Here is a 20,567-nt window from a genome sequence, read left to right as displayed (position 1 = left end):
CTATGCCTAATGGATCGTTCAATTACCAGCGTCAATGTAATTTTGCCACATCTGCTCGTATGCTTTTTCCATCTCTCGCGTAAATTTATTGCCATTCCACAGCGGAGCAGTTTGCCGTGACTGGCGCAGTTTCCACGATATTTGCTGGCGCAGAGCCGCGTCTTTCCCTAAACGAATTCCCCATTCTACATACTCTTCATCAGTCCAAGCAATCCCTTCCGAAATACCAGCATTCATCATCATCCCGTAACTGTTGCGACTGGAAAACTGTTGCCCTACTCGTGTCACCAAAGGAATGCACATCCAGAGAGTTTCCATTGTAGTTGTAGCTCCGTTGTAAGGGTAAGTATCGAGTACCACATCAGCAATACCTAAATTAGCCCGGTGAACTGCCTCTGAAGGAGCGTGAGGCAAAAATCGCAAGCGATCCGCACTCACCCCCTCTGATTCCGCAGTCTGAATAAAAAAGTTTTTTAGCGAGTCTTGCTCAGCAAACCATTTAGTTACAAAGTAGCTATTCGGGACTGCTTTAATAATTTGCATTTGCAGCCTAGCTGTGTTGGGATTGTACTTGTATCCCATTTGACTACAGTAATAGATGACGGCATCGCTAGGAATACTTAGCAAATCGCGTCGAACCGTCGGCACGGCTACTTCAAAACCATCTACTGCTACATAAGTTTCAGGCAATCGCCATATTTTTTCCGCGTAGTAATCCTGTGCAGATTCCGGTAAAACGTAATTATCTGCAATAAAGTAATCAACATTTGGTACGCCCGAAGCCTCCCACCCCAGCCAACTGACTTGTACAGGGGCTGGCTTAATTGCCATTACTTCACAGCTACAATTCATCGTAATGCTATCGAGATCGATCAATATATCAATTTCGTCTTCGTAAATTTTTTCAGCAGCTTCAATACCCAAAACACCGAGTTTATAAGCTTTGTCTGATTTGCTCATATACCATTGCTGAACGGGATCATTTGTCAGTTTTGATCCAATTAGATAAGTGCATATTTCAAAACGATCTCGGTCGTGATGCTCAAACAACCAGCGTGCTAGCCATCCTACAGAATGGCTTCGTAAGCAATAAGATAAATAACCAATTTTATAACGTTTTTTTTGATTGCCTCCCTGAAGCAGGGGCAACGACCGATGGCGACACTTCTCTACTATTGGCTTGGCATAATTTTCAACATTCACTTGAAAAAGATTACCAATTTGGATGCGAATTTTCCCAGCTTCTTGAGGCTGATCTTCAAAGTAAGGAAAGAAAAATAACGAACTCATCAAGCGAAGCGCAGAAGTAGAATCCAGATTGGTCGGATATTCCTCAATAATCGCCCCCATCATTAATTTTTGTGCCTCAAACGCTGACCAAGCATCTTCCCAATGACCACCAGCCAGCATCAGCCCGCGCAGCAGCAAGTGATTGGCAAAAATTTTATCTACCAACCGTTCCATCATTGAGTAGCAAATCTTAGCAGTTTCTATCCCCTTAGAAAAATTGCCTATATCTTGGTAAAAACCGGCCAAGGCTCGCAAAACTTCTTGGTGTTTAGGTTCTAACTGCAAGGCTAGTTCCACATAACGGGTCGCTAAGTGAAATTGCTTTCCTGAATATGCGATGTCATAAGCAAAGTAAAGTAAATTTTCAATAACAGGTAGAGGTTCTTTAACATGGTTCAAACAAGCTTCTGTAAATTCAAACGATGAAGGGTGGAATGGAGCAACATCTAAAACGCTCTTCCAGACTTGCAGCAAAAGGTCATAGTCTAATGCTATTGAAGGCTCAGACTTCAGAAGCTCGACGATCGCACTCAAAGCATCTGATTCTTCACCTCTGTAAGTTCTCCGTAGGATGGAAAGTCCCACCGAATGCAACAGGTTATTAATATCCCCAGGATTGATTTCTCGGATGTGCTGCCGAATCGCCCAAGCTACTTCGTAATTTACCAAATCTAACCGTTGTCGTTCAGCCTCCGTTTCCAGCACTTCTAACAGTTCAGCTGTCCAGAGTTCAATTTCTTCAGATTCACCCTCAGTCATTGCCAGCAACCAAGTTGTTTGAGCCTCTGCTTCTTGTTCTTGCAACAGCAAAATCAATCCCAAGTGCCAGTAATAAGACTTAACACTTGGTTGCTCTGCAATTGCCTGTTCGTAGAGGATTGCTGCCTGAGCATAATTTTCTTTAAGCAGAAGTTGGGATGCTTTCTGCTGCCAATCGGACGCAGGTGCTAATAAATTGTCAGAAATCATAAAGTCATCCGATAAAAGTAGTTTCCTATCTACACTAAAGCGGGCAGCATACGTAACGCTAACCCGCTCTTTAGTTTCTTTTTCACAAGCATAGCTTGTGTAGTAAGCCGTTACTTAGTAACGAGCGTCATACCGTTACAAACAGTACCGCTACCCGCAAGGGTAATAGCAGTAGGATTTCCAGAACTTGTCGTTTCACAAAGGATTGTCTGTGTGCCTGAAGCCCCTGAAGCATCGGGTGCAGTAAGTGCTACGGCTCCTCCATACCCTTTCAGCGCACCGGCATTAACGGGACTCGCTGCTGAAGTTGCTCCACCGTTGGCGCTTGTACCACCATCGGTAATGGTGTATGTATAATTAGTAGTCGAAGTTTTGAGACCAAGACCCAAAAGAGCGACATCTGAGGTAAACTTTGTGTTTTCTCCGTAATAAGCTTGCATTCCCTTGTTAACTGAAGAGATGTATTGCTTAGCTTCTGTCTGTTTGGCTTTGTTTGCTTGGCTGAGGAAGGAAGGCAAAGCGATCGCCGACAAAATACCGATAATGATAATAACAACCAGCAGTTCAATCAGGGTGAAACCTTGATCCTGTCTTCTTTTGTTGATGTGTTGCAGGAACTTGGCTTTAAATTCAGTCTTCATAAGTCTTTTCTCCTTGAGGGGTGGGATGCTCGATTTCTAACTCGTATATGTAACTTACCCAGTTATCGACACTTTAATATCACCCCACACTATTTTTTTTTTCAACTCCTGGTTCTAATGCTCCAAAAGCACATACAGAAAGACTTCCAGCCCAATCAACAGTTCCTTGACTTGCTCAAAGGCTGTTTGTTCGCTAACAGGCTCTAGGTTAGCAGCCATCTGGGAGCGGATTTGGAGCCACTGTTCCACCAGGGACACCACAGACTGCGGCCCCTCCCACAGCGGTAGCAAACAAGCCGCCATTGTACAGTCGATCGCGATCGGCGCTAGAGTTGGCACAATAATATAACGGCTAATCTCAAACGGTGTCTGGCTGTCAATGCAATTAGTCAAATCTTCCCTAATCTGCGAAGTCCTCAGTTGAGGGTGCAGGTTTACCCGTGCTTCCCGCCATTGAGCTTCCGTCCATTCCGCCACGGGCACAAAATCCTGAGCCCGATCGGGATTGCCGCACCAGAAATCAAACAAACGGTGCAGGGGATGTAACAAGTCAAACAAATGCAGTCGCTCTTCCAGAGAAGCTTCTGGCAGACTCATCGCCAAAAACGGAGGCAAATCATCTGGATTTTTGAACAAATCCATCAATTCCCACCGGCGCCAAGCCACCATGCTGATAAACTCTAAATCCGCACCTCTCAACATGGCAAAGACTTCAGGAATGCTACAACCTTTATCACCCACTAATAAATAGTTAACCATAATCCATCCCTCATCTTTTCCGTAATCGGCATTCCACCCAGCCGCCTTGATCCATATTTCATCTCTCAATGCTTCCATAGTTTCCCTAACTATTTCTATCTCCAATTCTCCTGGACTGCCATTCATTAATCCCATTGCTTTGAAAGCAGATTGAGCACGAAATACTCCGGCTCTACCATTGGCACTGTGTAGGTTTGTGCGAATAATTCCATCGGTAGCTAGAACAGATTTCATCGCTTGCAATCCAGCAATAGCATCGGGCAATAGATACAGCACTTCGTCAGCATTAATATAGTCGAACTGTAACCCTAAACTCGGTAATTCTTCGATTTTGATAGCATAAAATTCGGCATTTTCAAATCCGTGATATTGCAAGCGGTGGCTGGCTAATTTAACTGATTCTTCTGATAAATCAATTCCCACAATTTTAGCTCCCGGATTAGCTGTAGCCAAAACTAAGGATTTGTATCCGCTACCGCATCCCGCATCCAGAATCAGTTTTCCTTCGGTATTGACAACTTTCCGATTTCTGAAGTAGTAAGCAGTTACAAGATTATGAAGGTAGAGCAATTCATAGTCAGACTCAGGAGATTTTTCGAGAGGAATTCTGGGAAAAGGGGCATAGTCAAATTGCTGGCGAATTTTCTCCATTAAGTCTAAATTTTGGTGATCCATTTTCAATTATGTTTAACGCTGGCAAATTACCCTAGTATCTCATAAAATAGGCGATCGCTCGATCGCCCAAGAGTTAGTAGCAGCAGGAATGCCTCCTAAGTTAATTGTTTTGGGGCTTCAACCGCCTGAAGTAAGAGCTCATACAGCTTATGGCGTACCAAATTCAATACACTCTCAAGAATTATTGCAAGTGGGTTGAATTTGCAGGAAAAGGCGATCGCCCTTTTGGTTATTTCGGGGAAAAGGGCGATCGCAATGCAGGGAAAAAGAAACAATTGCGCTACACTCAAGACATTATGAGAGTGCTTTGAGGTATTGCGTTACAGGCTTCAAATCTATATCATCGTTGTCAGTCAGTATTTTAAAACTTTCCATAATTTATTTGTTATACTTTAGGCATAATGCTAGTTTGTAAATCAGATGAACACGATCGCGATCGCCCTTTCAGATGAACGCCTACTAAAATTACAACAAGTCGCTAATGACTTAAATGTCTCGATAGAAGAGTTAGTTTTAATAGGCATAGAAAAGTTACTCGCACAGGAAGAAGTTTCTTCACAAAATGCCACTCAAAATATCCTCAAAAGAAATGCTGAAATTTCCCCTGAGATAGTTAACAAATTTTATACACTAGCCTCTGATTGGGAGGAAGAGGTTGCAGGATTGTCTTCAACTACCCAAATATCTCAGCATCCGGCATATCAGGAAATTATTAATATGGGAGTTCAAATCGTGCCACTGTTGCTATCAGAACTGCAAAAAAATCCCCTTTACTGGTTATCGGCATTGAGTGCAATTACGGGTGAAAATCCCATCAAACCAGAACAAAGGGGAAGGATAAAACAGATGGCTTCAGCTTGGATTGAATGGGGTAGAAATCAAGGATACGCGATTGAAGAGAATGTATAGAAGACCAGAATTTGAATTTAAGTGTCCGAATTTGTCTCGCACAGATTATCAAGTTACTAGCCCCAAATCTCAAGAATATAACTGCTTTGCATGGGCTACTGGGGAAGACGATCGTTGGTGGCAACCGATACCTGGAGAGCAATTTTATTGGCCTGACGGTGTGCCGCAAGAGGAGACTATAGAGGCGTATATTCAGGCTTATCAAACGCTGGGATATGAAACTTGTAATGGCGATATGTTAGAATTTGGATATCAAAAAATAGCGATATATGTTGATTCCAGCGGTATTCCAACTCATGCCACCAGACAATTAGGTAATGGTAAGTGGACGAGTAAGCTTGGCTGGTTGGAAGATATTGAACATGAACTCGATGGATTGGTTGGCGACAGGTACGGAGTTGTCGGTCAAATTCTCAAACGTGCGGTAAATTAGGAAAGTGCGATCGCACTTTTTGTTGTTTGAGGAAAAGGGCGATCGTACTTTGGGAAAAAGAAACAACTGCGCTACACCCAAAGCATTATGAGACTGCTTTGAGGTATTGCGTTACAGGCTTCAAATCGATGTGAAGGCATTTTTCACCTGTCACTCAAGAGTCTGTACATCAGGATATGCCAGAATTTTTGCATCCGCAGTTAGTAACGGACACCCGCAAATCCTCGCAGTTGCCACAATGATTTGATCTGCTGGATCGCGATGAAAACCTGTGAGTTTAGTTGACTCGATAATGATGGGAATAGTGAGTTCGAGTAGCTGTACTCCGGGATAAGCCAAAGCTTGTTTTAACCACTCATCAACTGTAACGGACAAAGTAAGTCTTCCCATTTCTACTAATTTAGAAACCTCCCAACAAGAAATGATGCTGACTCCTAAACCTTGAGATTGATATTGTTGTATCCAGTCCCGATGTTTCTGAGTCAGTCGTGTGTTATCGTCAACCCACCAAACCCATATATGAGTATCTAGTACAATCATTGTAACACTTCCCAATCTTCCAACGAAACCGCAGGTTCAAACGGCTCATTATAGCCAATCACTGTGCCGCACAAAGGATATAGAAAAGTATTTTTCATGGTTTCATTTACCAAATTTAGATAGCTAATAAATTCTCGATATCCATCCAATTCTGTTTGTTCTTGGGAAGTTAGATTTGATGCTTGTTGTTGAGCAGTTAAAGTTTGAATTCGTTCCTGGGTTTGAATGGAAGCGCTGAATATTAAGAGTCCGTTGACTAATTCAATGTGGACAGAACCTTCGCTGGGTAAGCTGTTGGGTAAGTGAGGCAGTTTGAGGGGTGAATTAGCAATCATGGCATTAATTGACTGTATTTAATGTTGATTTTTTAATTATACCGTGTGTTGAATTTGACCGTTGTTGCCATGCTGAAATTATAGCGCGATCGCACTTTCGGACAATAAGCGCGATCGCCCTTTGGGATTCGACACGGGAAAGGCGATCGCCTTTTTGGTTATTTGGGGGAAAAGGGCGATCGCTATCAATTTTTACTCTCGAATGCGAATTCTGTAAACTTCTACCAGTAGTAATTTACCTCGATAATGCTCCTCACTATCGTGCAATGATAAGTATTCTGTTAGCCTTGCCATCAACTGAGGAATAATTTCCGGGTGATTTCTCAGTTGAATAGAAATGATTCCTTGATATGAACTTGGCGGATAAGTCACAATATCTGCAAAGTCTCCATTCAGAGAAACAAGTATGGCATTTAATTCCTGAGCTTTGGCAATGACAATAATATCGGGAGATTCAATTGGGATGTAATCTCCCAATACAAAAACTTCATGCTCGGTATCATGAAGGATTTGAATAATAGACTTAGGAACGCATTGATCGATGAACAATCTTAAACTCATTAGGCAACTGTTTCAAAATCCGACAAATCGCGAGCATAATCAAGACAAGCAGCTATCTGTTCTTTGGTGATATCTGGAAACTCGTCGATGATTTGTTCGACAGTGTTATTTGATGCTAAATATCCTAAAATCAGACCAACGGGAATTCTAGTTCCTTTGATTCTTGGTTTACCTCGCAGTACATCGGGGGTACTAACGATATGTTCTCTCCAGTTTACAGGCATAACTTGTCCTTTCTGAATCTGATAAGTTATATTTTAACTTAGGGAATGGCGATCGCACTTTCGGACAATAAGCGCGATCGTACAGCGACAAAGCATATACCTTACAATAAAAATTGAAACTAATTAGGGGGTGAGCAGGAGTTATAATGAAACTACCCAATGGCGATCGGGCTGAAGTTTCTCTGCAAAAGCTAGTCGGCTACTGCTTAAATCCAGAGCAATAAGAGCGGAAAACACAAAGCCAGAGTCTTTGCTTCGGTTTTGGGAATCACGGCTAATAATGCAGAAGTTTTGCAAGAGCTTATTCAAAAAGCAGCCATTGAAGGTGAAGTTGTCCAAGAAAATACTACTGATTTTGGGCAACAGTTTAAAGTAGATTGGACTGTACCCGATACAGCGGGGATTGAGCTTCGGACAATCTGGGAAATTACTCGGACTAATTCTAACCCTCGTTTGATTTCAGCTTTTTTAAACCATGATAAAAAACTTTAGACTTTTGGATTCTGTGGCGATTCTCAATCCGGTTTCAAATACGCGATTAACTCTAGTAGAACCGGAATACGAATCTGTTTCTAGTTTGCCAGTAGGACTTGTGGGAACTATTGTCGAAGTGTATGATACGGGAAAGGAATGTCAGTATTTAGTGGAGTTTTCTGATAGTCAAGGGATTGAATATGCTATGGCTATTTTGAAAGCAGATGAAATTTTAGTTCTGCAATATGAACTCGCAGTTGCTTAGTAATGTGAGGGGAGTAAAAGTTCGATAAGCGCGATCGCACTTTGGGAAAATAAGGGCGATCGCCCTTTGAGATTCGACATGGGAAAGCCGATCGCCCTTTCGGACAATAAGGGCGATCGCACAATTGATGGAATTTCAGTGCTACACTAAAATTACAGCATTGTTCGGTGGCAATTGTGTTATACCCTACTTGCACGAGGAAAATACATGGTAACTACGCTCGAAATTGACAAAACTCTTCTTCAAGAAGCCCTTGATTTGAGTAACCATCCAACACCTACTACATTAATCGAAGCAGCTTTACGCGAGTACATCCAACGTCGCAAACAATTAAAAATATTGGAATTGTTTGGTACTATTGAATACGATGAAGATTATAACTACAAGCAACAGCGACAAACTTTATGAATGTTCTTGTTGATAGTTCGGTTTGGTCGCTGGCATTGCGGCGCAACACAACAAATGATGCGATCGCGATCGTTAAAGTCCTACGCGATTTGATTGGAGATGGACGAGTTGTTTTACTGGGGGCTATTCGTCAGGAGGTGCTTTCTGGGGTGCGCTACAAGGAACAGTTTGCTCGATTGCAAGAGTATCTTCGTGCTTTTCCTGATTTAGAGCTAACAACAGAAGATTATGAGTTAGCCGCAGAGTTTTTCAATACCTGTCGCAGTAATGGGGTTCAGGGTTCAAATACTGATTTTCTGCTATGTGCTGTTGCTCATCATCGTGGCTATAGTATTTTCACTACTGATAAAGATTTTGAGAATTTCCGATCGCACATTCCTGTCATATTACTATAAGTTTGTAACGGGTAAAAGCTTGATATGAGCCGATCGCACTTTCGGACAATAAGCGCGATCGCACTTTGGGATTCAGCATGGGAAAGGCGATCGCACTTTCGGACAATAAGGGCGATCGCACTTTGGGATTCGGGATGAGAAAGGCGAGATCCCTTTTGGTTATTTGGGGGTAAAGAGCGATCGCACTTTCGGACAATAAGCGCGATCGCACTGTGAAATTTGTGATAAAATATGGCAATTATATTACAGTTAAATACCCGTTTTAATTAAATCGAACTTAGAACAACCGCTGCTGGTAACCTCACCAATAATTCTCTTCTCTGAAGTAAAGACATTACCTTGCAAATTGATAGTCAAGTAACCAGAAGGTCTATTAATCCAAGTTGTTGCTTTTAATTCTAGTAGTCCTGGTATTTCTGGAGAGTTAAAACTTGTATATGTACCTAACATTCTAAAAGAACCAGAAGAAATGGAAGGATTTCGCGGATGAGCAAAAAAAGTAAAAACTGCATCAATTTCTGCTGTACTATTTGCTGCGATCACTAATTTAACTCGTGTTAAACCTTGGCTACATGAGTATGTGCCTTCCCAAGTACCATTCAAAAATTGCAATTGAGAAGAAATAGATTGAGACTGTGGTGACTGTGCCAGTTGATTGGGGTTAGCTTTTGCTATCTCAATTGTGTTCATTGACAAACAAGCAGCTATCAGAACGAGAGTCAGTCTATTCATTAAACATTATCCTTATATTCGATTTTGTCCTTCGGTTGGGCTAATTGTTAACCTGTACTTCTCAAAGTTTTGAATGAGGAAATATTGAAGCAGATCGCCCTTTTGGTTATTTGGGAAAAAGGGCGATCGCTCTTTGGAAAGGAACAATTATAATTTACTTGCTCAAGCTATGCCGATAAAGTCAGATTATAATTAGTACTACTGCTTTCAGAAACTGACTTAACGAGTACAAAGTAATTCCCAATTCCTAAGTTACGAGTGATTGATTCGGAAGAAGTACCACTCAGAGAACTACTAGCAATACCACTGGATTCATTGGAATCAATCACACCATTATCGTTAGAGTCTTGATGTACAGTGACATCTGCATCCGCACTCAAGCCATTCAAGCTTAGTGTAAACGTTCTGGGGCTGTTGAGACTAAAGCGATAGTAATCTACTCGATCGTTCCTACCTACAAATTCATTAAAAGTACGAGTTCCACCCAGAACCCCAATATTTGCAGCCTCGCTCGTCTCGTTGACAAGTCGAAGCGTATAATTAGTATTACTACCTTGGGAAGCTGGTTGAACCAAAACAAAGTAATTGCCAATTCCTAAGTTACGAGTGATTGATTCGGAAGAAGTACCACTCAGAGAACTATTAGTAATACCACTGGATTCATTGGAATCAATCACACCATTATTGTTGGAGTCTTGATATACAGTTACATCTGCATCTGCACCTAAACCGTCTAAGTATAAGCTGAAATTGATAGGACTTGCTACACCAAAACGGTAATAATCTTTCGTATCGGTGTTACCCACAAATTCATTGAAAGTAACAGTACCATTCAGAACACCAATGTTTAAAGCGTCACCGGGAGAATTTCCAGGATCTCTTGTATTTGTCGGTGGTGGTGGTGTTGGCGATGACGTATCTGAAATAAAATCAATACTTGAAAGTTCGGAAGGTGAAACACCATTTAGTATTGCTAAACGCTCACCAGTGCTAGCAATACTGATGACAGTCTGATTAGCACCACTTCCTTGAATTTGGAGGTTATTAAATGTTAGACCTCTTGGCAGTTGTATTGAATCATCAGCGTCATTGTAATCAGTGAGAATGTCTGGGCCTTCCCCGTTTTCCACGAGAACAAATACGTCAAATCCTGTCCCACCTGTTAGGGTATCAACACCCCGATCGCCAGATAGAGTATCATTTCCATCATCGCCAAAAAGCTGATCGTTGCCTCTTCCGCCAAACAAAATGTCATTTCCATCTTCCCCTCTGATCGTATCTCGATCCAAATCACCCCGAAGGAAATCGTTACCTATTCCTCCGAGAATGAAGTCATCGTCTTTGCCGCCGGAGATGGTATCTTCACCTTGATTGCCGTTAAGCTGATCGAGACCAATGTTGCCAAATAAGAGATCATTACCGCCAAATCCATTAATCGTATCATTACCGCCAAATCCAAAGATATTATCTGAGTTCTCAGTACCAAACAAAGATTGGGGAAAGTCATCGCCAATAATTTCTGCCATTTTCACTCCTTACTTTACATGAGTCTGCCAGAGGTTTGTTTTGAGGCTAGTCCACAGACCGATCGCCCTAATCCACCCTGAGCCCCGATGCACCGCAAAAGTAGCGGTAATTCTAGGGTTCTATTTATCTATCAGGTTCAGTCCCCAAGTTTTATGCAAAATACTGGTCTTTTGTTACAAAACTTTACATAATCCTTCCCAACCCTGACAGATAGTAGCTTTGAGCTGAATTAGAGCGATCGCCCTAATCCACCCTGAGCCCCGATGAACCGCAACAGTAGCGGTGCTTCTAAGGCTCTATTTATCTATCAGGCTCAGTCCCCAAGTTTTATGCAAAATATTGGTTTTTTGTTACAAAACTTTATCAAGCGCCGTCAGACGTTGGTAGATATTAGCTTTGAGGTTAGTTGCAACGATCGCGCCATCACTGAATCTGAGTATCTCTACTCGGCGTCACATCTCGTCAACAAGCTCAACTCAAGGTAATATGTGTAACATTACACTAAGCAAATAAAAAAGTAAACTAACAAACGCTATCAGTTTTGGTTATGCTATCGTTAGTCAAATCTCACGACACCCACAATGGCATCAAAAGAAGACTTATTTACCGAAGCCGCCAAAAACTGGGACTTAGAAAGGCTGTACCAAGCTTTTGCAGAAGCTAAACGGCAAATCTCACCCCGATCGCGCCGGGGACTCACAGAAACCGAAAAACTCTACCTCCGAGGATTGCTTTCCGGTTGCAGTCCCGCCGAAATCGCCCGCCAACTCCTTCAGACTTCCAAAAGTGCAGAGGTCTATTTATGTAAAACTTTATACCAATATGTCAAAAAACTCGCTGATGTACCTAACGAACCTGTAGGAAATTGGCGCAATATTTGCGATCGGCTACAGGAAGCCGGATATCAAAGTCAGTCTTCTCCTGAATTTAAAATAAATAATTCTGTACCTACAGAAGCATTAGTAAAAATAGTTAATATAGGTTTTAAAGAAAGTACAGTATCAATTGATATTAACATTCGACTAGAATTCCCCTCAACTTCAGAGACTCCCAAAACCGAAGACTTGGATCGAAAAGACTAGATGCACGATGCACTGATACTAACAGATTTGATAGGATACGGTTGGGAGCATCCCGATTTTGCATAGGCGAACCATTACCGCAGACAATTTATTAGTCATAACCAGAGATTTACAGCGGTCATGCTTCGCCCTTACCCCAAAGTTATGCCTTAACCACCTTGGCGGTTGCTATATGTTAAAGCCCCGACTTTTTTAAGAAGTCAGGGCTCTAGGTATTATGTTTTTGAGGTTTGCTTAACTATTTATACCAATTTTAAAAAAGAATGCAACAGTAGTCTTGTCCCTCCCCTTTATAAGGGGGGGTTAGGGGGGGTCAAAGATTGTTGCACGATTTTAGAGAAAGGGTATTAGTAAAGTACCCACAGACAACATCCCATACTACCTCATACTACATACCTGTTGATATAAAATTCAAAGTACACACCTAAAAAAAACTGTTTGAAACTAACTTTTATTCTGCACTATCCTGGGGTATGATTAGTCTGGGACACACGTATTGCCCACCATCGGTATCTCTACAAGGCCGCCTCGAATAATTCGACGTAAACAACTCAACTTCGTGATTAACCGTGGACTTAACAGTCACAGGACTTGGCAGTGCTTGAGAAGCTGGACTCAGATCGACTAGAGTTATAATTGCCAGTATTGTTGATGAAATCAAAACATTAGGTTTCATTTCTTTGTTTTTTCCTCTTTTAAGCTTTGACGTGCCATTCCTATCCATATATCCTCATCCAATTCTTGAGAATCCGCATACTTAAGACAAATTTTCCACAAAGGTTGAGCTTCTTTCGTCTTTTTCATCCCTTCTAGAACTTGTGCTTTTAAACAGTAAGTATCCGCTCTTTCGCTATCTATCTTGCTCGCTGAGTCCAGATGTTGCACCGCTTCTGGATATCGAGCCTGTTTCAAGCGAGCCCAACCCAAGTTTTTGAGCAAAGAATATTTGACTTGATCGTCCTTAGCTAATTTTAAACCTTGCAAAAGCAAATGAACAGCAGCAGGATAGTTTTTATCGTGAAGAATATATAACCGTGCTAGGTTACTGTAGGCAGCAGGTAAACCCAATTTAGCAGCTTCGCGATATTTTCCTCGCGCACATCCCAAATCCTGTACCTCTTCGCAAAGCCATCCTAAATTATAAAGAGCAGTTCTGTTTTTGGAATCTAGAGACAGGGCTAATTGATAGGATTCTTGAGTATCAGCCAATCGGTCTGCCTTATAGTTTTCAAATCCTCTATTATTAAACAGGGATGCGAGTTCCGGCAACCCTATTTGCCAGCCACCAAACCCTACTGTCAGCATTAAGAGCAAAGCAGCCCACTTAGAGTTATGATGCTTTTTAGGCGGCTGTTTTATAGCATTAGAAATGTTAGCTAATGGTTTTGTGTTTAGCATATTTTAACTCGGAACTAGAGAGATATTTAATTTGCCATATGGCGTAATGTTGACACTACGTATATGTATGCGACCATAGATTAATCCTTCATCGATTCCGAGGGACTATCAGGAGAGTTGCAGAAAATCAATCACTAGACTTGGCTATGAACGAGAGATACCAAGGCTTTTAGACTTAAGTTGACACCTAGGCTTTCTTCCTTATTCCTCAATTTCCCCCATTCCCCCCTTGGGGCTGGGCTGTTTCATTCTTTGTAGGGGCCGTGCCCAGGGCTGTTTCATTCTCTTGTAGGGGCAATCCCACGCCCGGTTGCCCCAATCTCTGAAATGACGGAAAATGGTCGGTGGAGGGGGTAGGCACGCACCATCCACGATTTTGTAGTTGTTTGGTGAGATTGGGGCGGGCACGGGGGCACCGCCCCTACAAAATGATGAAACAGCCCAGCCTTGGGGGGGTGACTTCTTCCTTCTTCCTTCTTCCTTCGGTTATAATTAAAACTGCTTCATCGCGCGTTCCATATCCCGCTTGTCGTCGCGTTTCTTCATATCTTCCCGCTTGTCAAACAGTTTTTTGCCTTTCCCCAAACCGATATCCAGTTTTACCCATCCGCCTTTCAAATACATTTTCAACGGCACTAAAGTCAAACCTTTTTCTTCCACCTTACCAATTAATTTACGAATTTCCTGCTTGTGCATCAGCAGTTTGCGGGTGCGACGGGGTTCGTGATTAAAATAGTTGCTAGCACTTCTCCAAGGGGAAATATGAACGTTAATCAGCCACAGTTCACCATTGCGGACTAAAGCATATCCGTCCCGCAAATTAGCTTTACCTTCCCGAATTGATTTGACTTCGGTTCCCTTCAACTCGATTCCCACTTGATATGTATCTATAATTTCATAGAGATGCCGCGCTTGTCGGTTATCACTAAGAATTTTGTATCCTGGACTTTTTTCGCTCATTGTTATCTTCCCTTTATCTCCCTTAAAATTATTATAACTCTAGCTTCTCTGTAGAGAAAACAGAAGCTTGACAAAACTTAAATTACAAGTCTAGGCATTACCAATTTTGCTGAGCTAAGATGTCACCAACGTGAATGTCAAGCGGTATCATGCAGCGCACCAAGATTCCTGATTCTGGTATCCCAGATTCTGTCAGTCCCCATCCTGCGGTTAATTTGGTTTTGCTAGCTCCTTCTGTGCTCGCACTCACTTGGTTTTTAGCCAACATCTCGGCTGTTAAGTGGCTGTTATCCTCGTTGGTCGAGATACCAACTCTCTACAAGATACTAATTGGTTTATTGATTGTAGCATTAGTGGTGCGATCGACTGGAACTTCGGGACGATCGCGCCCATCGATGCCAAAATTTGTTTTGAGGCGCTATCCCCTGCTGCTGATGTTGGGGGCCGGCATTTGCTCGATCGCACTTCAGTCCATAATTGAGATCCAACATATCACCGTACTGCTGTTTATCCTAGGAACCTACGGATTATACGGGTTGTTTTCCGAACCCCATTTTTGGCAAAAAAACTTGCCCGTTGCAGGCTTATTAGCTTGTATTTTACCATTCAATAGTCAGTTAAATAGCGGTTTGGGTTTACCAGCGCGAGTGCTCACGGCTCAGGTAGTAGAACAATTGCTTTCTGCTTTGCAAATCGGAGCTATTTCTTCCTACGATATCATCGTTTTAGAAAATGGCATCGCCCACGTTGACGTACCTTGTAGCGGCATTAAAACCTTATTTGTTGGGACACTTTTTTTATTGGCTGCGACCTGGATCGAAAGTCGCAAATTAGGCTTAAAATGGCTGGCATTATGCGCCACTAACTTCTTAATGTTAGTTTCTGCTAATGTCGCACGAGTTGCAGTGCTAGTCCTAGTTACCATAGTTTTTCAACAGCAAATGTATGCGGAAATTCTGCACGTACCCCTGGGAATTGTGGGATTAGTCTCTGCTTGTTTTTTGACTTGGCTGATGTTGCAAAAAATCCCTAAATTTCCAGAATTACAACCAAGTAACCTTGCCACAAAAGACAACTCAGAAATATTCATAAATCAGCCTTTGGCTAAACTCGGAGTAATTGGAATAGTCGGGGTTTTGGCGATTATCGCTCAATCATATCATGTGGAAAGTGCAAAAGTGGCGATCGCCCCCTTGCACCTTCCACCACAAATTCTATCCAAGTCGATCGCCCTCAACCCTAGGGAACAAGAATTCTTTGGTAATTATCCCGGAACACAGACAGAAAAAATCAGATTTGTCTCAGGAAATTTGCATGGTTCCCTGCTCACAGTTGCTAGCACATCTTGGCAGACATATCACGCACCGGAGTTATGTTTTTTCGCTAGTGGCATTCCAGTCGATCGCATCGAAAAAAAACAGCTAACATCAGATGTGATAGCCCGCTGGCTGTCTCTCAAAAACAACCAACTCTCCGCCGCATACTGGCTCCAATCCACCCAAGGAACAACAGATAACTTCTTGTCACGCATCAGCAGCGATATTCGTCACAAAAATCAAACTTGGGTGTTAGTCTCCATGCTCTTTGACAGTTATGTAAAACCCGAAGATTCGGAAATCAAAAACTTCATTACCGATGTCCATGATGCCGTCAATATTAGCTTAAAAGGATAAAAAAAATGAAGAAACTCAAACTCGCACTTAATATAATATTTCAGTCAATATTTTGGCTGTGGAACCTGACATTTTTGTCAATTGTCTATCTAGGTATTTTACCCTATCTGGCTATACCCTTATTTCAAGCCACCATAGACGGAATTATCCCCCTGGAATTTTCCTTAACCCTCACCACCCTAATTGCAGTACCTACAATCTCAACCATCATCGGAGCCAGGTATTTAATAAAGCAACCATTACAGTTAATGCGACTGTTTTACGGAGTGGAAGCACCGTTATTTTTGCTTTGCTTAATTCGGTTGTTTCTACTGCGAGAACTTACTCCCGCCAGCTCTCAAATTATCGCTACTATAGCCTTGTGTATCGGAGCATTTTTAGTAAAAATTCTTTACGGATACCTGGGAAAAACCGAAAATAGTAGCTCGGAATTATCGGGGTTTCCAAATCAACCAAAACCGTTTATATTAACTAGATTAATAGGAAAAGAAAATAGTGCCAGGATTCAATTACTATTTCATAGTTTAATGCTCTTGGTTGGTACTTGGGCTGCTACATTGCTGATGTTTTACGCTTTACCTGTCGCCATTGTGACCATAGTAGGATTTTTTAGTTTTGCTTGGGTGCAACCACTTATAGAATCTTTTAAATACATTTCATTCTATACAATTTGGTGGCTACCATTATCCTTAATTATGTTTGGCTTTACCTCCAGCTTATTCGTGGTAATGCCTTCACTTTATGGCTTTCTATATCTTCAGTCAGGTTACAAAATATTTCGGAGCTTTGCTTCTCAATATGGTAAAAATCAGGCAATTTTCGGAAGTTTAGCAGTAATAGCAACTTGGGTAGCTATTTTTGCAACTTTGCAGCAACAGCCACAAATTCAAGCACTGAAAATGCTAGGGACTCCACCGATTAATGAGAGCAGCAGGCAAACTATATTAGCTAAATCTGATAGGATTCGAGCGGGCTTAGTCAACGCTTATTTATCACCTTACCGCTATCTCAGCACAGTGGAACAAAATAACCACATTTATGAGATGTACAAAAACACTTTAAATTTGAATAAAGGTGCGGCTCAGGCTGTCCAGAACAGCTATAATTTTCTAATGTCTCCCTTTTTGTATCAAGGCTCTGAGGCAGATGTGAAGAAAGCCGAAAAACTCTACGGTGAATTCTTTGATACCGAATTGCAAAAAGGTGATGCCGAAGCAGTCAAACACGCCGTACAATCCACCTCAAATCGGGAAGAAGCTAAAGCAGGTTTGCTGAATGTCAATCAAGAAAAAGTATGGTTGCAATCCCAAGAAGTAACAGTGAAAGAACATGGTGATTGGGCTGATATTCAACTCTACGAAGTTTACAAAAATCAAACACCCAACTTGCAAGAAGTATTTTACTACTTTTCGCTGCCAGAAAGCGCCGCAGTAACAGGAATTTGGCTTGGTGATACTGGGGATTTGAAAAAACGTTTTCCATTTACTGTATCGCCACGAGGTGCCGCTCAACAAGTCTACAATCAGCAGGTGAGAGAAAGTGTAGATCCCGCTTTGCTAGAACAAATTGGTCCGAAACAATATCGCTTGCGGGCTTTTCCCATCCCTGCTAAACGAGAATTTAGACAAACTGACGGGCCCACGGAAATGCACCTGTGGCTAACTTACAAAGTCATGCGACAAGCACAAGGTTGGGCTATGCCGAATTTAGCTGAAAAACGCAACATTTTTTGGGACAAAAATACTCGTCGTACTATGGCGGGGAAACAGGTAAACTACAATGCAAAAGAGGCAAAAGAAATTTGGCTTCCAGCATTTTTGCCCGCAGTTGCACCGCCACAAATTATACCACATCTAGCGAATCTTCCTGGAGAAAATACTATTTTCGCTCAGCCACTGATTGATGTAAATTACTTTTTGCCACAGGTAAAAAAATTAGCCTTGGTGCTGGATACTTCTCGCAGCATGGCGACGGAAACTAAAGAGCTCAAGGATAATTTTGAATGGTTGAAAAAGCATATTTTAACCACAAATAATGTGGATTTATATGTGTCGAGTGCGCCCGGTATGTCCCCGAAGTTGGTAGAAAATTTACGCAGTTTTAATGTTGAAAAATTAACGTTTTATGGTTCGATTCAATTGAAGGATATATTGCAACAGTTTGCTCAGTTGCGTGGCGATCGCACTTATGATAGTGTATTCTTGGTGAGCGATCGGCATAGTTACGAATTATCAGACGATCGCAAAAACACCGTTTCCATGGCTGCACCGTTGTGGACAGTGCATTTGGGAGGTTTACCACCGGGTTATGACGACGCTACGTTAAAGGTGATTCAAGATAGCGGTGGCGGAGTTGCTACGGATATTAAAGAAGCAATGCAGCGAGTGGCGACGACAGCAGCATCTGGCAATTCCGTCATTAGTGTTGTTGATGGCTATGCTTGGAGTTATACCAAAAAGCCGAAATCGGACAAGACTCTGCAATCTGCGGCTGCTACAGAATTAAAAGATGACAAAAATGAAGGTTTTAAACCTATAGCAGCGCGACAGTTGATTATGGCACTTAGCAAGGAGAAAAGTTCCAATCAATTAACTCAATTGGATGCGATGCACTCAATCGCAAAATCCTTTAATGTGGTGACACCCTATTCTTCGATGATTGTGTTAGTTAATGATGCCCAAAGACAGCAGCTAAAACAAGCCGAAGCGAAAAAAGATCGATTTGAACGCGAGGTAGAATCCGGTAAAGAGGAGTTGAGTAAACCCAGCAATCCTTTAAATGTTTCCGGGGTTCCTGAACCAGAAGAATGGCTGCTTTTGGGGCTTAGTGCGATCGGGCTTTTGGCAATTTTATACCGTCAGCGGCGATCGAAAATAGTATAAACTACGCACGATCCCAGAAACCGGGTTTTTCACCTAATTTAGAGTGTGTAACCAACTATTTCGTAAAAAACCCGGTTTCTTTGTCGGAGTGCGTAAATCCTGTAATTACTGAAACTATTGCTATTGTGGCATTTTCTTACTTCCCTCTTCTATAGTGAGTCTAAATAAGTCCTAAAACTCTCTTCTCTTTCCGTTCTTCGCGTTCTTCGCGCCTTCGCGGTTCGTTATATAACTAATCTATTTCCACAAAAACGCGATCGCCCTCAATCTTAATCGGATACGATTCGAGAGAATCCGCAGGTGCATTCAAACATTTACCGCTATCCAACTTGTACTGATATTTATGAAACGGACAAGTAATGATACCGCCGCTTACCTTACCCATATCGATGGGATATTCCAAATGAGTGCAAGCATTGCGGTAACAAGTGACATTCACACCTTGACGGTTTAAAATTAGTGAAGTCTCCTCAACTTTTACTCGCAAAATATCTCTTTCAGGAATCTGATTTAGCGCTGTTATTTCTACCCACATATGATTTTTTGGTTTAAATAAATTATGACAGACTGATTGGCGATCCTGAAGTGCTATTATACTGATAATTTGTCACTCTAAATTCAAATTTATGGCAAAATTACCAGACCAAACCATCAGCACTATTTTCAGATTACAACAGCGGTTAGTCGCACTTCTCGACACAGCAACAGCAGCAGAATATTCCCTCTTACAGCAATTTGGCGAAACCCAGGAAACAATGCCTGAGTTAGAAGCGATTGATAATGTCAAGGAACGCCTGAGAATTCCCTACAACCGTTTGCACAGAATCTTGCAACAGGTGGCAGAATCTCAGCCAGCAGCAACAGCCGATGTGCTAGACTTTTTGTATAGGACGATAGACCAGGGAGAGGCGATCGCCGATGCCTCAGAAGCCAGTATTCAAGAAATTCAAAGGAGTTGGAACCTGCCATGACTCAACAGCCCAGAATACCCGATTTAGAAACTAGACAGCAAAATGTTGCTAGGATGCGAGAATCTTGTCGCCTGCTTGATGCTTGGACGCTAAAATTAGATGAAGTCCTCGCAATGTTAGAAGCTGATAATCGCCGTCAGCGACAGGAACGTTTAGATGGCAAATATCGCCGAGTGCAAGAAAAAGTAGCCGATTCATAAATTATGTTGGCTATCCTTAGATTTAACGGACAAGTAATGATACCGCCGCTTACCTTACCCATATCAATCGGATATTCCAAATGAGTGCAAGCATTGCGGTAACAAGCTATAATTCGCGATCGCCCGCGTAATCGATCGCCAACTCCTCTTAAAATCTGACTTGACCGCAAAAGCTGTTGGTCGGTAATTCACGCCAGCAAACAATCTTATATCATGCCTAGTAGCATGAACGTTACCTATAGGCAACATTTACCAAACGATCGC

The 20,567-nt window shown here is 42.0% G+C and carries 29 protein-coding genes; 14 read left to right on the top strand and 15 right to left on the bottom strand.

Annotation, left to right across the window (positions count from 1 at the left end; translation table 11 throughout):
• Positions 1-18 precede the first annotated feature (18 nt).
• From P2A85_RS22195 to P2A85_RS22185, 3 genes are all read right to left on the bottom strand, one after another.
• Positions 19-2,259, bottom strand: a complete 2,241-nt coding sequence (locus P2A85_RS22195) for an O-linked N-acetylglucosamine transferase, SPINDLY family protein (RefSeq protein ID WP_377475542.1) — start codon at positions 2,257-2,259, stop codon at positions 19-21.
• Between the two features lie 110 nt (positions 2,260-2,369).
• The gene (locus tag P2A85_RS22190) at positions 2,370-2,900 is read right to left on the bottom strand and encodes a type IV pilin-like G/H family protein (RefSeq protein WP_340517907.1); all 531 of its coding nucleotides are present in this window, start codon (positions 2,898-2,900) and stop codon (positions 2,370-2,372) included.
• Positions 2,901-3,014: 114 nt separating this feature from the next.
• The gene (locus P2A85_RS22185) at positions 3,015-4,334 is read right to left on the bottom strand and encodes a class I SAM-dependent methyltransferase (RefSeq protein WP_377475541.1); all 1,320 of its coding nucleotides are present in this window, start codon (positions 4,332-4,334) and stop codon (positions 3,015-3,017) included.
• 88 nt (positions 4,335-4,422) lie between these two features.
• Here P2A85_RS22185 and P2A85_RS22180 point away from each other — a divergent pair, with 88 nt between their 5' ends.
• The 4 genes from P2A85_RS22180 (at position 4,423) to P2A85_RS22165 (ending at position 5,676) form a co-directional block, all read left to right on the top strand.
• The gene (locus P2A85_RS22180) at positions 4,423-4,533 is read left to right on the top strand and encodes a hypothetical protein (protein WP_377475540.1); all 111 of its coding nucleotides are present in this window, start codon (positions 4,423-4,425) and stop codon (positions 4,531-4,533) included.
• A complete protein-coding gene (locus P2A85_RS22175) occupies positions 4,484-4,645 on the top strand; it encodes a hypothetical protein (RefSeq protein WP_377481787.1) in 162 nt (53 codons plus the stop codon). The genes P2A85_RS22180 and P2A85_RS22175 overlap by 50 nt, the downstream gene beginning before the upstream one ends.
• 109 nt (positions 4,646-4,754) lie before the next feature.
• Entirely contained in the window at positions 4,755-5,243 is a 489-nt protein-coding gene (locus tag P2A85_RS22170; RefSeq protein ID WP_377475539.1) for a hypothetical protein, read from the top strand.
• Entirely contained in the window at positions 5,236-5,676 is a 441-nt protein-coding gene (locus P2A85_RS22165; RefSeq protein ID WP_377475538.1) for a hypothetical protein, read from the top strand. The genes P2A85_RS22170 and P2A85_RS22165 overlap by 8 nt, the downstream gene beginning before the upstream one ends.
• 150 nt (positions 5,677-5,826) lie before the next feature.
• Here P2A85_RS22165 and P2A85_RS22160 read toward each other — a convergent pair whose 3' ends face one another.
• From P2A85_RS22160 to P2A85_RS22145, 4 genes are all read right to left on the bottom strand, one after another.
• Positions 5,827-6,216: a type II toxin-antitoxin system VapC family toxin gene (locus P2A85_RS22160; RefSeq protein WP_377475537.1), complete on the bottom strand. Its 390-nt coding sequence runs from the start codon at positions 6,214-6,216 to the stop codon at positions 5,827-5,829.
• The gene (locus P2A85_RS22155; protein WP_377475536.1) at positions 6,213-6,551 is read right to left on the bottom strand and encodes a hypothetical protein; all 339 of its coding nucleotides are present in this window, start codon (positions 6,549-6,551) and stop codon (positions 6,213-6,215) included. The genes P2A85_RS22160 and P2A85_RS22155 overlap by 4 nt, the downstream gene beginning before the upstream one ends.
• A 192-nt stretch (positions 6,552-6,743) precedes the next feature.
• Complete coding sequence (locus P2A85_RS22150; protein ID WP_377475535.1) at positions 6,744-7,112, bottom strand: DUF5615 family PIN-like protein; 369 nt, start codon at positions 7,110-7,112, stop codon at positions 6,744-6,746.
• Positions 7,112-7,336 carry a DUF433 domain-containing protein gene (locus P2A85_RS22145; protein ID WP_190742266.1) on the bottom strand — a complete coding sequence of 75 codons (225 nt, stop codon included), beginning with the start codon at positions 7,334-7,336 and terminating at the stop codon, positions 7,112-7,114. Before P2A85_RS22145 ends, P2A85_RS22150 begins: the two co-directional genes overlap by 1 nt.
• Positions 7,337-7,597: 261 nt before the next feature.
• On the opposite strand from P2A85_RS22145, the gene P2A85_RS22140 reads away from it, so the two are divergent.
• Complete coding sequence (locus tag P2A85_RS22140) at positions 7,598-7,828, top strand: DUF6883 domain-containing protein (protein WP_371123122.1); 231 nt, start codon at positions 7,598-7,600, stop codon at positions 7,826-7,828.
• On the top strand, positions 7,812-8,075 hold the full coding sequence (locus P2A85_RS22135) for a DUF4926 domain-containing protein (RefSeq protein WP_377475534.1): 264 nt from the start codon (positions 7,812-7,814) through the stop codon (positions 8,073-8,075). The genes P2A85_RS22140 and P2A85_RS22135 overlap by 17 nt, the downstream gene beginning before the upstream one ends.
• Here P2A85_RS22135 and P2A85_RS22130 read toward each other — a convergent pair.
• The gene (locus tag P2A85_RS22130; RefSeq protein ID WP_377475532.1) at positions 8,072-8,197 is read right to left on the bottom strand and encodes a hypothetical protein; all 126 of its coding nucleotides are present in this window, start codon (positions 8,195-8,197) and stop codon (positions 8,072-8,074) included. The genes P2A85_RS22135 and P2A85_RS22130 overlap by 4 nt on opposite strands.
• Before the next feature lie 85 nt (positions 8,198-8,282).
• Here P2A85_RS22130 and P2A85_RS22125 point away from each other — a divergent pair, with 85 nt between their 5' ends.
• Positions 8,283-8,483, top strand: coding sequence for a type II toxin-antitoxin system VapB family antitoxin (locus P2A85_RS22125; protein WP_096828228.1), 201 nt, complete (start codon positions 8,283-8,285; stop codon positions 8,481-8,483).
• Positions 8,480-8,878 (top strand): PIN domain-containing protein, encoded by a 399-nt coding sequence (locus P2A85_RS22120; protein WP_377475530.1) that lies wholly within the window; start codon positions 8,480-8,482, stop codon positions 8,876-8,878. Before P2A85_RS22125 ends, P2A85_RS22120 begins: the two co-directional genes overlap by 4 nt.
• Here the strand turns inward: P2A85_RS22120 and P2A85_RS22115 are convergent.
• From P2A85_RS22115 to P2A85_RS22105, 3 genes are all read right to left on the bottom strand, one after another.
• Positions 8,865-9,116 (bottom strand): hypothetical protein, encoded by a 252-nt coding sequence (locus tag P2A85_RS22115; protein WP_377475529.1) that lies wholly within the window; start codon positions 9,114-9,116, stop codon positions 8,865-8,867. The genes P2A85_RS22120 and P2A85_RS22115 overlap by 14 nt on opposite strands.
• An 11-nt stretch (positions 9,117-9,127) precedes the next feature.
• Complete coding sequence (locus P2A85_RS22110) at positions 9,128-9,610, bottom strand: hypothetical protein (protein ID WP_377475528.1); 483 nt, start codon at positions 9,608-9,610, stop codon at positions 9,128-9,130.
• 167 nt (positions 9,611-9,777) lie between these two features.
• The gene (locus tag P2A85_RS22105) at positions 9,778-11,136 is read right to left on the bottom strand and encodes a calcium-binding protein (protein WP_377475527.1); all 1,359 of its coding nucleotides are present in this window, start codon (positions 11,134-11,136) and stop codon (positions 9,778-9,780) included.
• A 264-nt stretch (positions 11,137-11,400) separates the two neighbouring features.
• On the opposite strand from P2A85_RS22105, the gene P2A85_RS22100 reads away from it, so the two are divergent.
• Entirely contained in the window at positions 11,401-11,622 is a 222-nt protein-coding gene (locus P2A85_RS22100) for a hypothetical protein (protein WP_377475526.1), read from the top strand.
• 96 nt (positions 11,623-11,718) lie between these two features.
• The gene (locus tag P2A85_RS22095) at positions 11,719-12,219 is read left to right on the top strand and encodes a DNA-binding response regulator (RefSeq protein WP_377475525.1); all 501 of its coding nucleotides are present in this window, start codon (positions 11,719-11,721) and stop codon (positions 12,217-12,219) included.
• 451 nt (positions 12,220-12,670) lie between these two features.
• On the opposite strand, the gene P2A85_RS22090 is transcribed toward P2A85_RS22095, so the two are convergent.
• From P2A85_RS22090 to smpB, 3 genes are all read right to left on the bottom strand, one after another.
• Positions 12,671-12,895: an Osc7112_2153 family protein gene (locus tag P2A85_RS22090; RefSeq protein WP_377475524.1), complete on the bottom strand. Its 225-nt coding sequence runs from the start codon at positions 12,893-12,895 to the stop codon at positions 12,671-12,673.
• Entirely contained in the window at positions 12,892-13,617 is a 726-nt protein-coding gene (locus P2A85_RS22085) for a tetratricopeptide repeat protein (protein ID WP_377475523.1), read from the bottom strand. The genes P2A85_RS22090 and P2A85_RS22085 overlap by 4 nt, the downstream gene beginning before the upstream one ends.
• 492 nt (positions 13,618-14,109) lie before the next feature.
• On the bottom strand, positions 14,110-14,577 hold the full coding sequence (gene smpB / locus P2A85_RS22080) for an SsrA-binding protein SmpB (RefSeq protein ID WP_340524203.1): 468 nt from the start codon (positions 14,575-14,577) through the stop codon (positions 14,110-14,112).
• Positions 14,578-14,726: 149 nt separating this feature from the next.
• Between smpB and xrtO the strand changes: the two genes are divergently transcribed.
• Complete coding sequence (xrtO, locus tag P2A85_RS22075; protein WP_377475522.1) at positions 14,727-16,250, top strand: exosortase O; 1,524 nt, start codon at positions 14,727-14,729, stop codon at positions 16,248-16,250.
• Positions 16,251-16,255: 5 nt separating this feature from the next.
• Positions 16,256-19,132: a TIGR02921 family PEP-CTERM protein gene (locus tag P2A85_RS22070; protein ID WP_377475521.1), complete on the top strand. Its 2,877-nt coding sequence runs from the start codon at positions 16,256-16,258 to the stop codon at positions 19,130-19,132.
• A gap of 232 nt (positions 19,133-19,364) precedes the next feature.
• Here the strand turns inward: P2A85_RS22070 and P2A85_RS22065 are convergent, their stop codons facing one another.
• Positions 19,365-19,667 (bottom strand): Rieske (2Fe-2S) protein, encoded by a 303-nt coding sequence (locus P2A85_RS22065; RefSeq protein ID WP_341730549.1) that lies wholly within the window; start codon positions 19,665-19,667, stop codon positions 19,365-19,367.
• A gap of 91 nt (positions 19,668-19,758) precedes the next feature.
• Between P2A85_RS22065 and P2A85_RS22060 the strand changes: the two genes are divergently transcribed.
• Both P2A85_RS22060 and P2A85_RS22055 read left to right on the top strand, forming a co-directional pair.
• Complete coding sequence (locus P2A85_RS22060) at positions 19,759-20,103, top strand: hypothetical protein (RefSeq protein ID WP_377475520.1); 345 nt, start codon at positions 19,759-19,761, stop codon at positions 20,101-20,103.
• On the top strand, positions 20,100-20,303 hold the full coding sequence (locus P2A85_RS22055) for a hypothetical protein (RefSeq protein WP_377475519.1): 204 nt from the start codon (positions 20,100-20,102) through the stop codon (positions 20,301-20,303). Before P2A85_RS22060 ends, P2A85_RS22055 begins: the two co-directional genes overlap by 4 nt.
• Positions 20,304-20,567: the final 264 nt, after the last annotated feature.

The sequence above is a fragment of the Microcoleus anatoxicus genome, from assembly GCF_042465725.1.
In the GTDB taxonomy this organism is placed as follows: Bacteria; Cyanobacteriota; Cyanobacteriia; order Cyanobacteriales; family Microcoleaceae; genus Microcoleus; species Microcoleus anatoxicus.
Note: the sequence above shows the minus strand (reverse complement) of the source record. Positions and strands in the feature narration are given on the sequence as shown.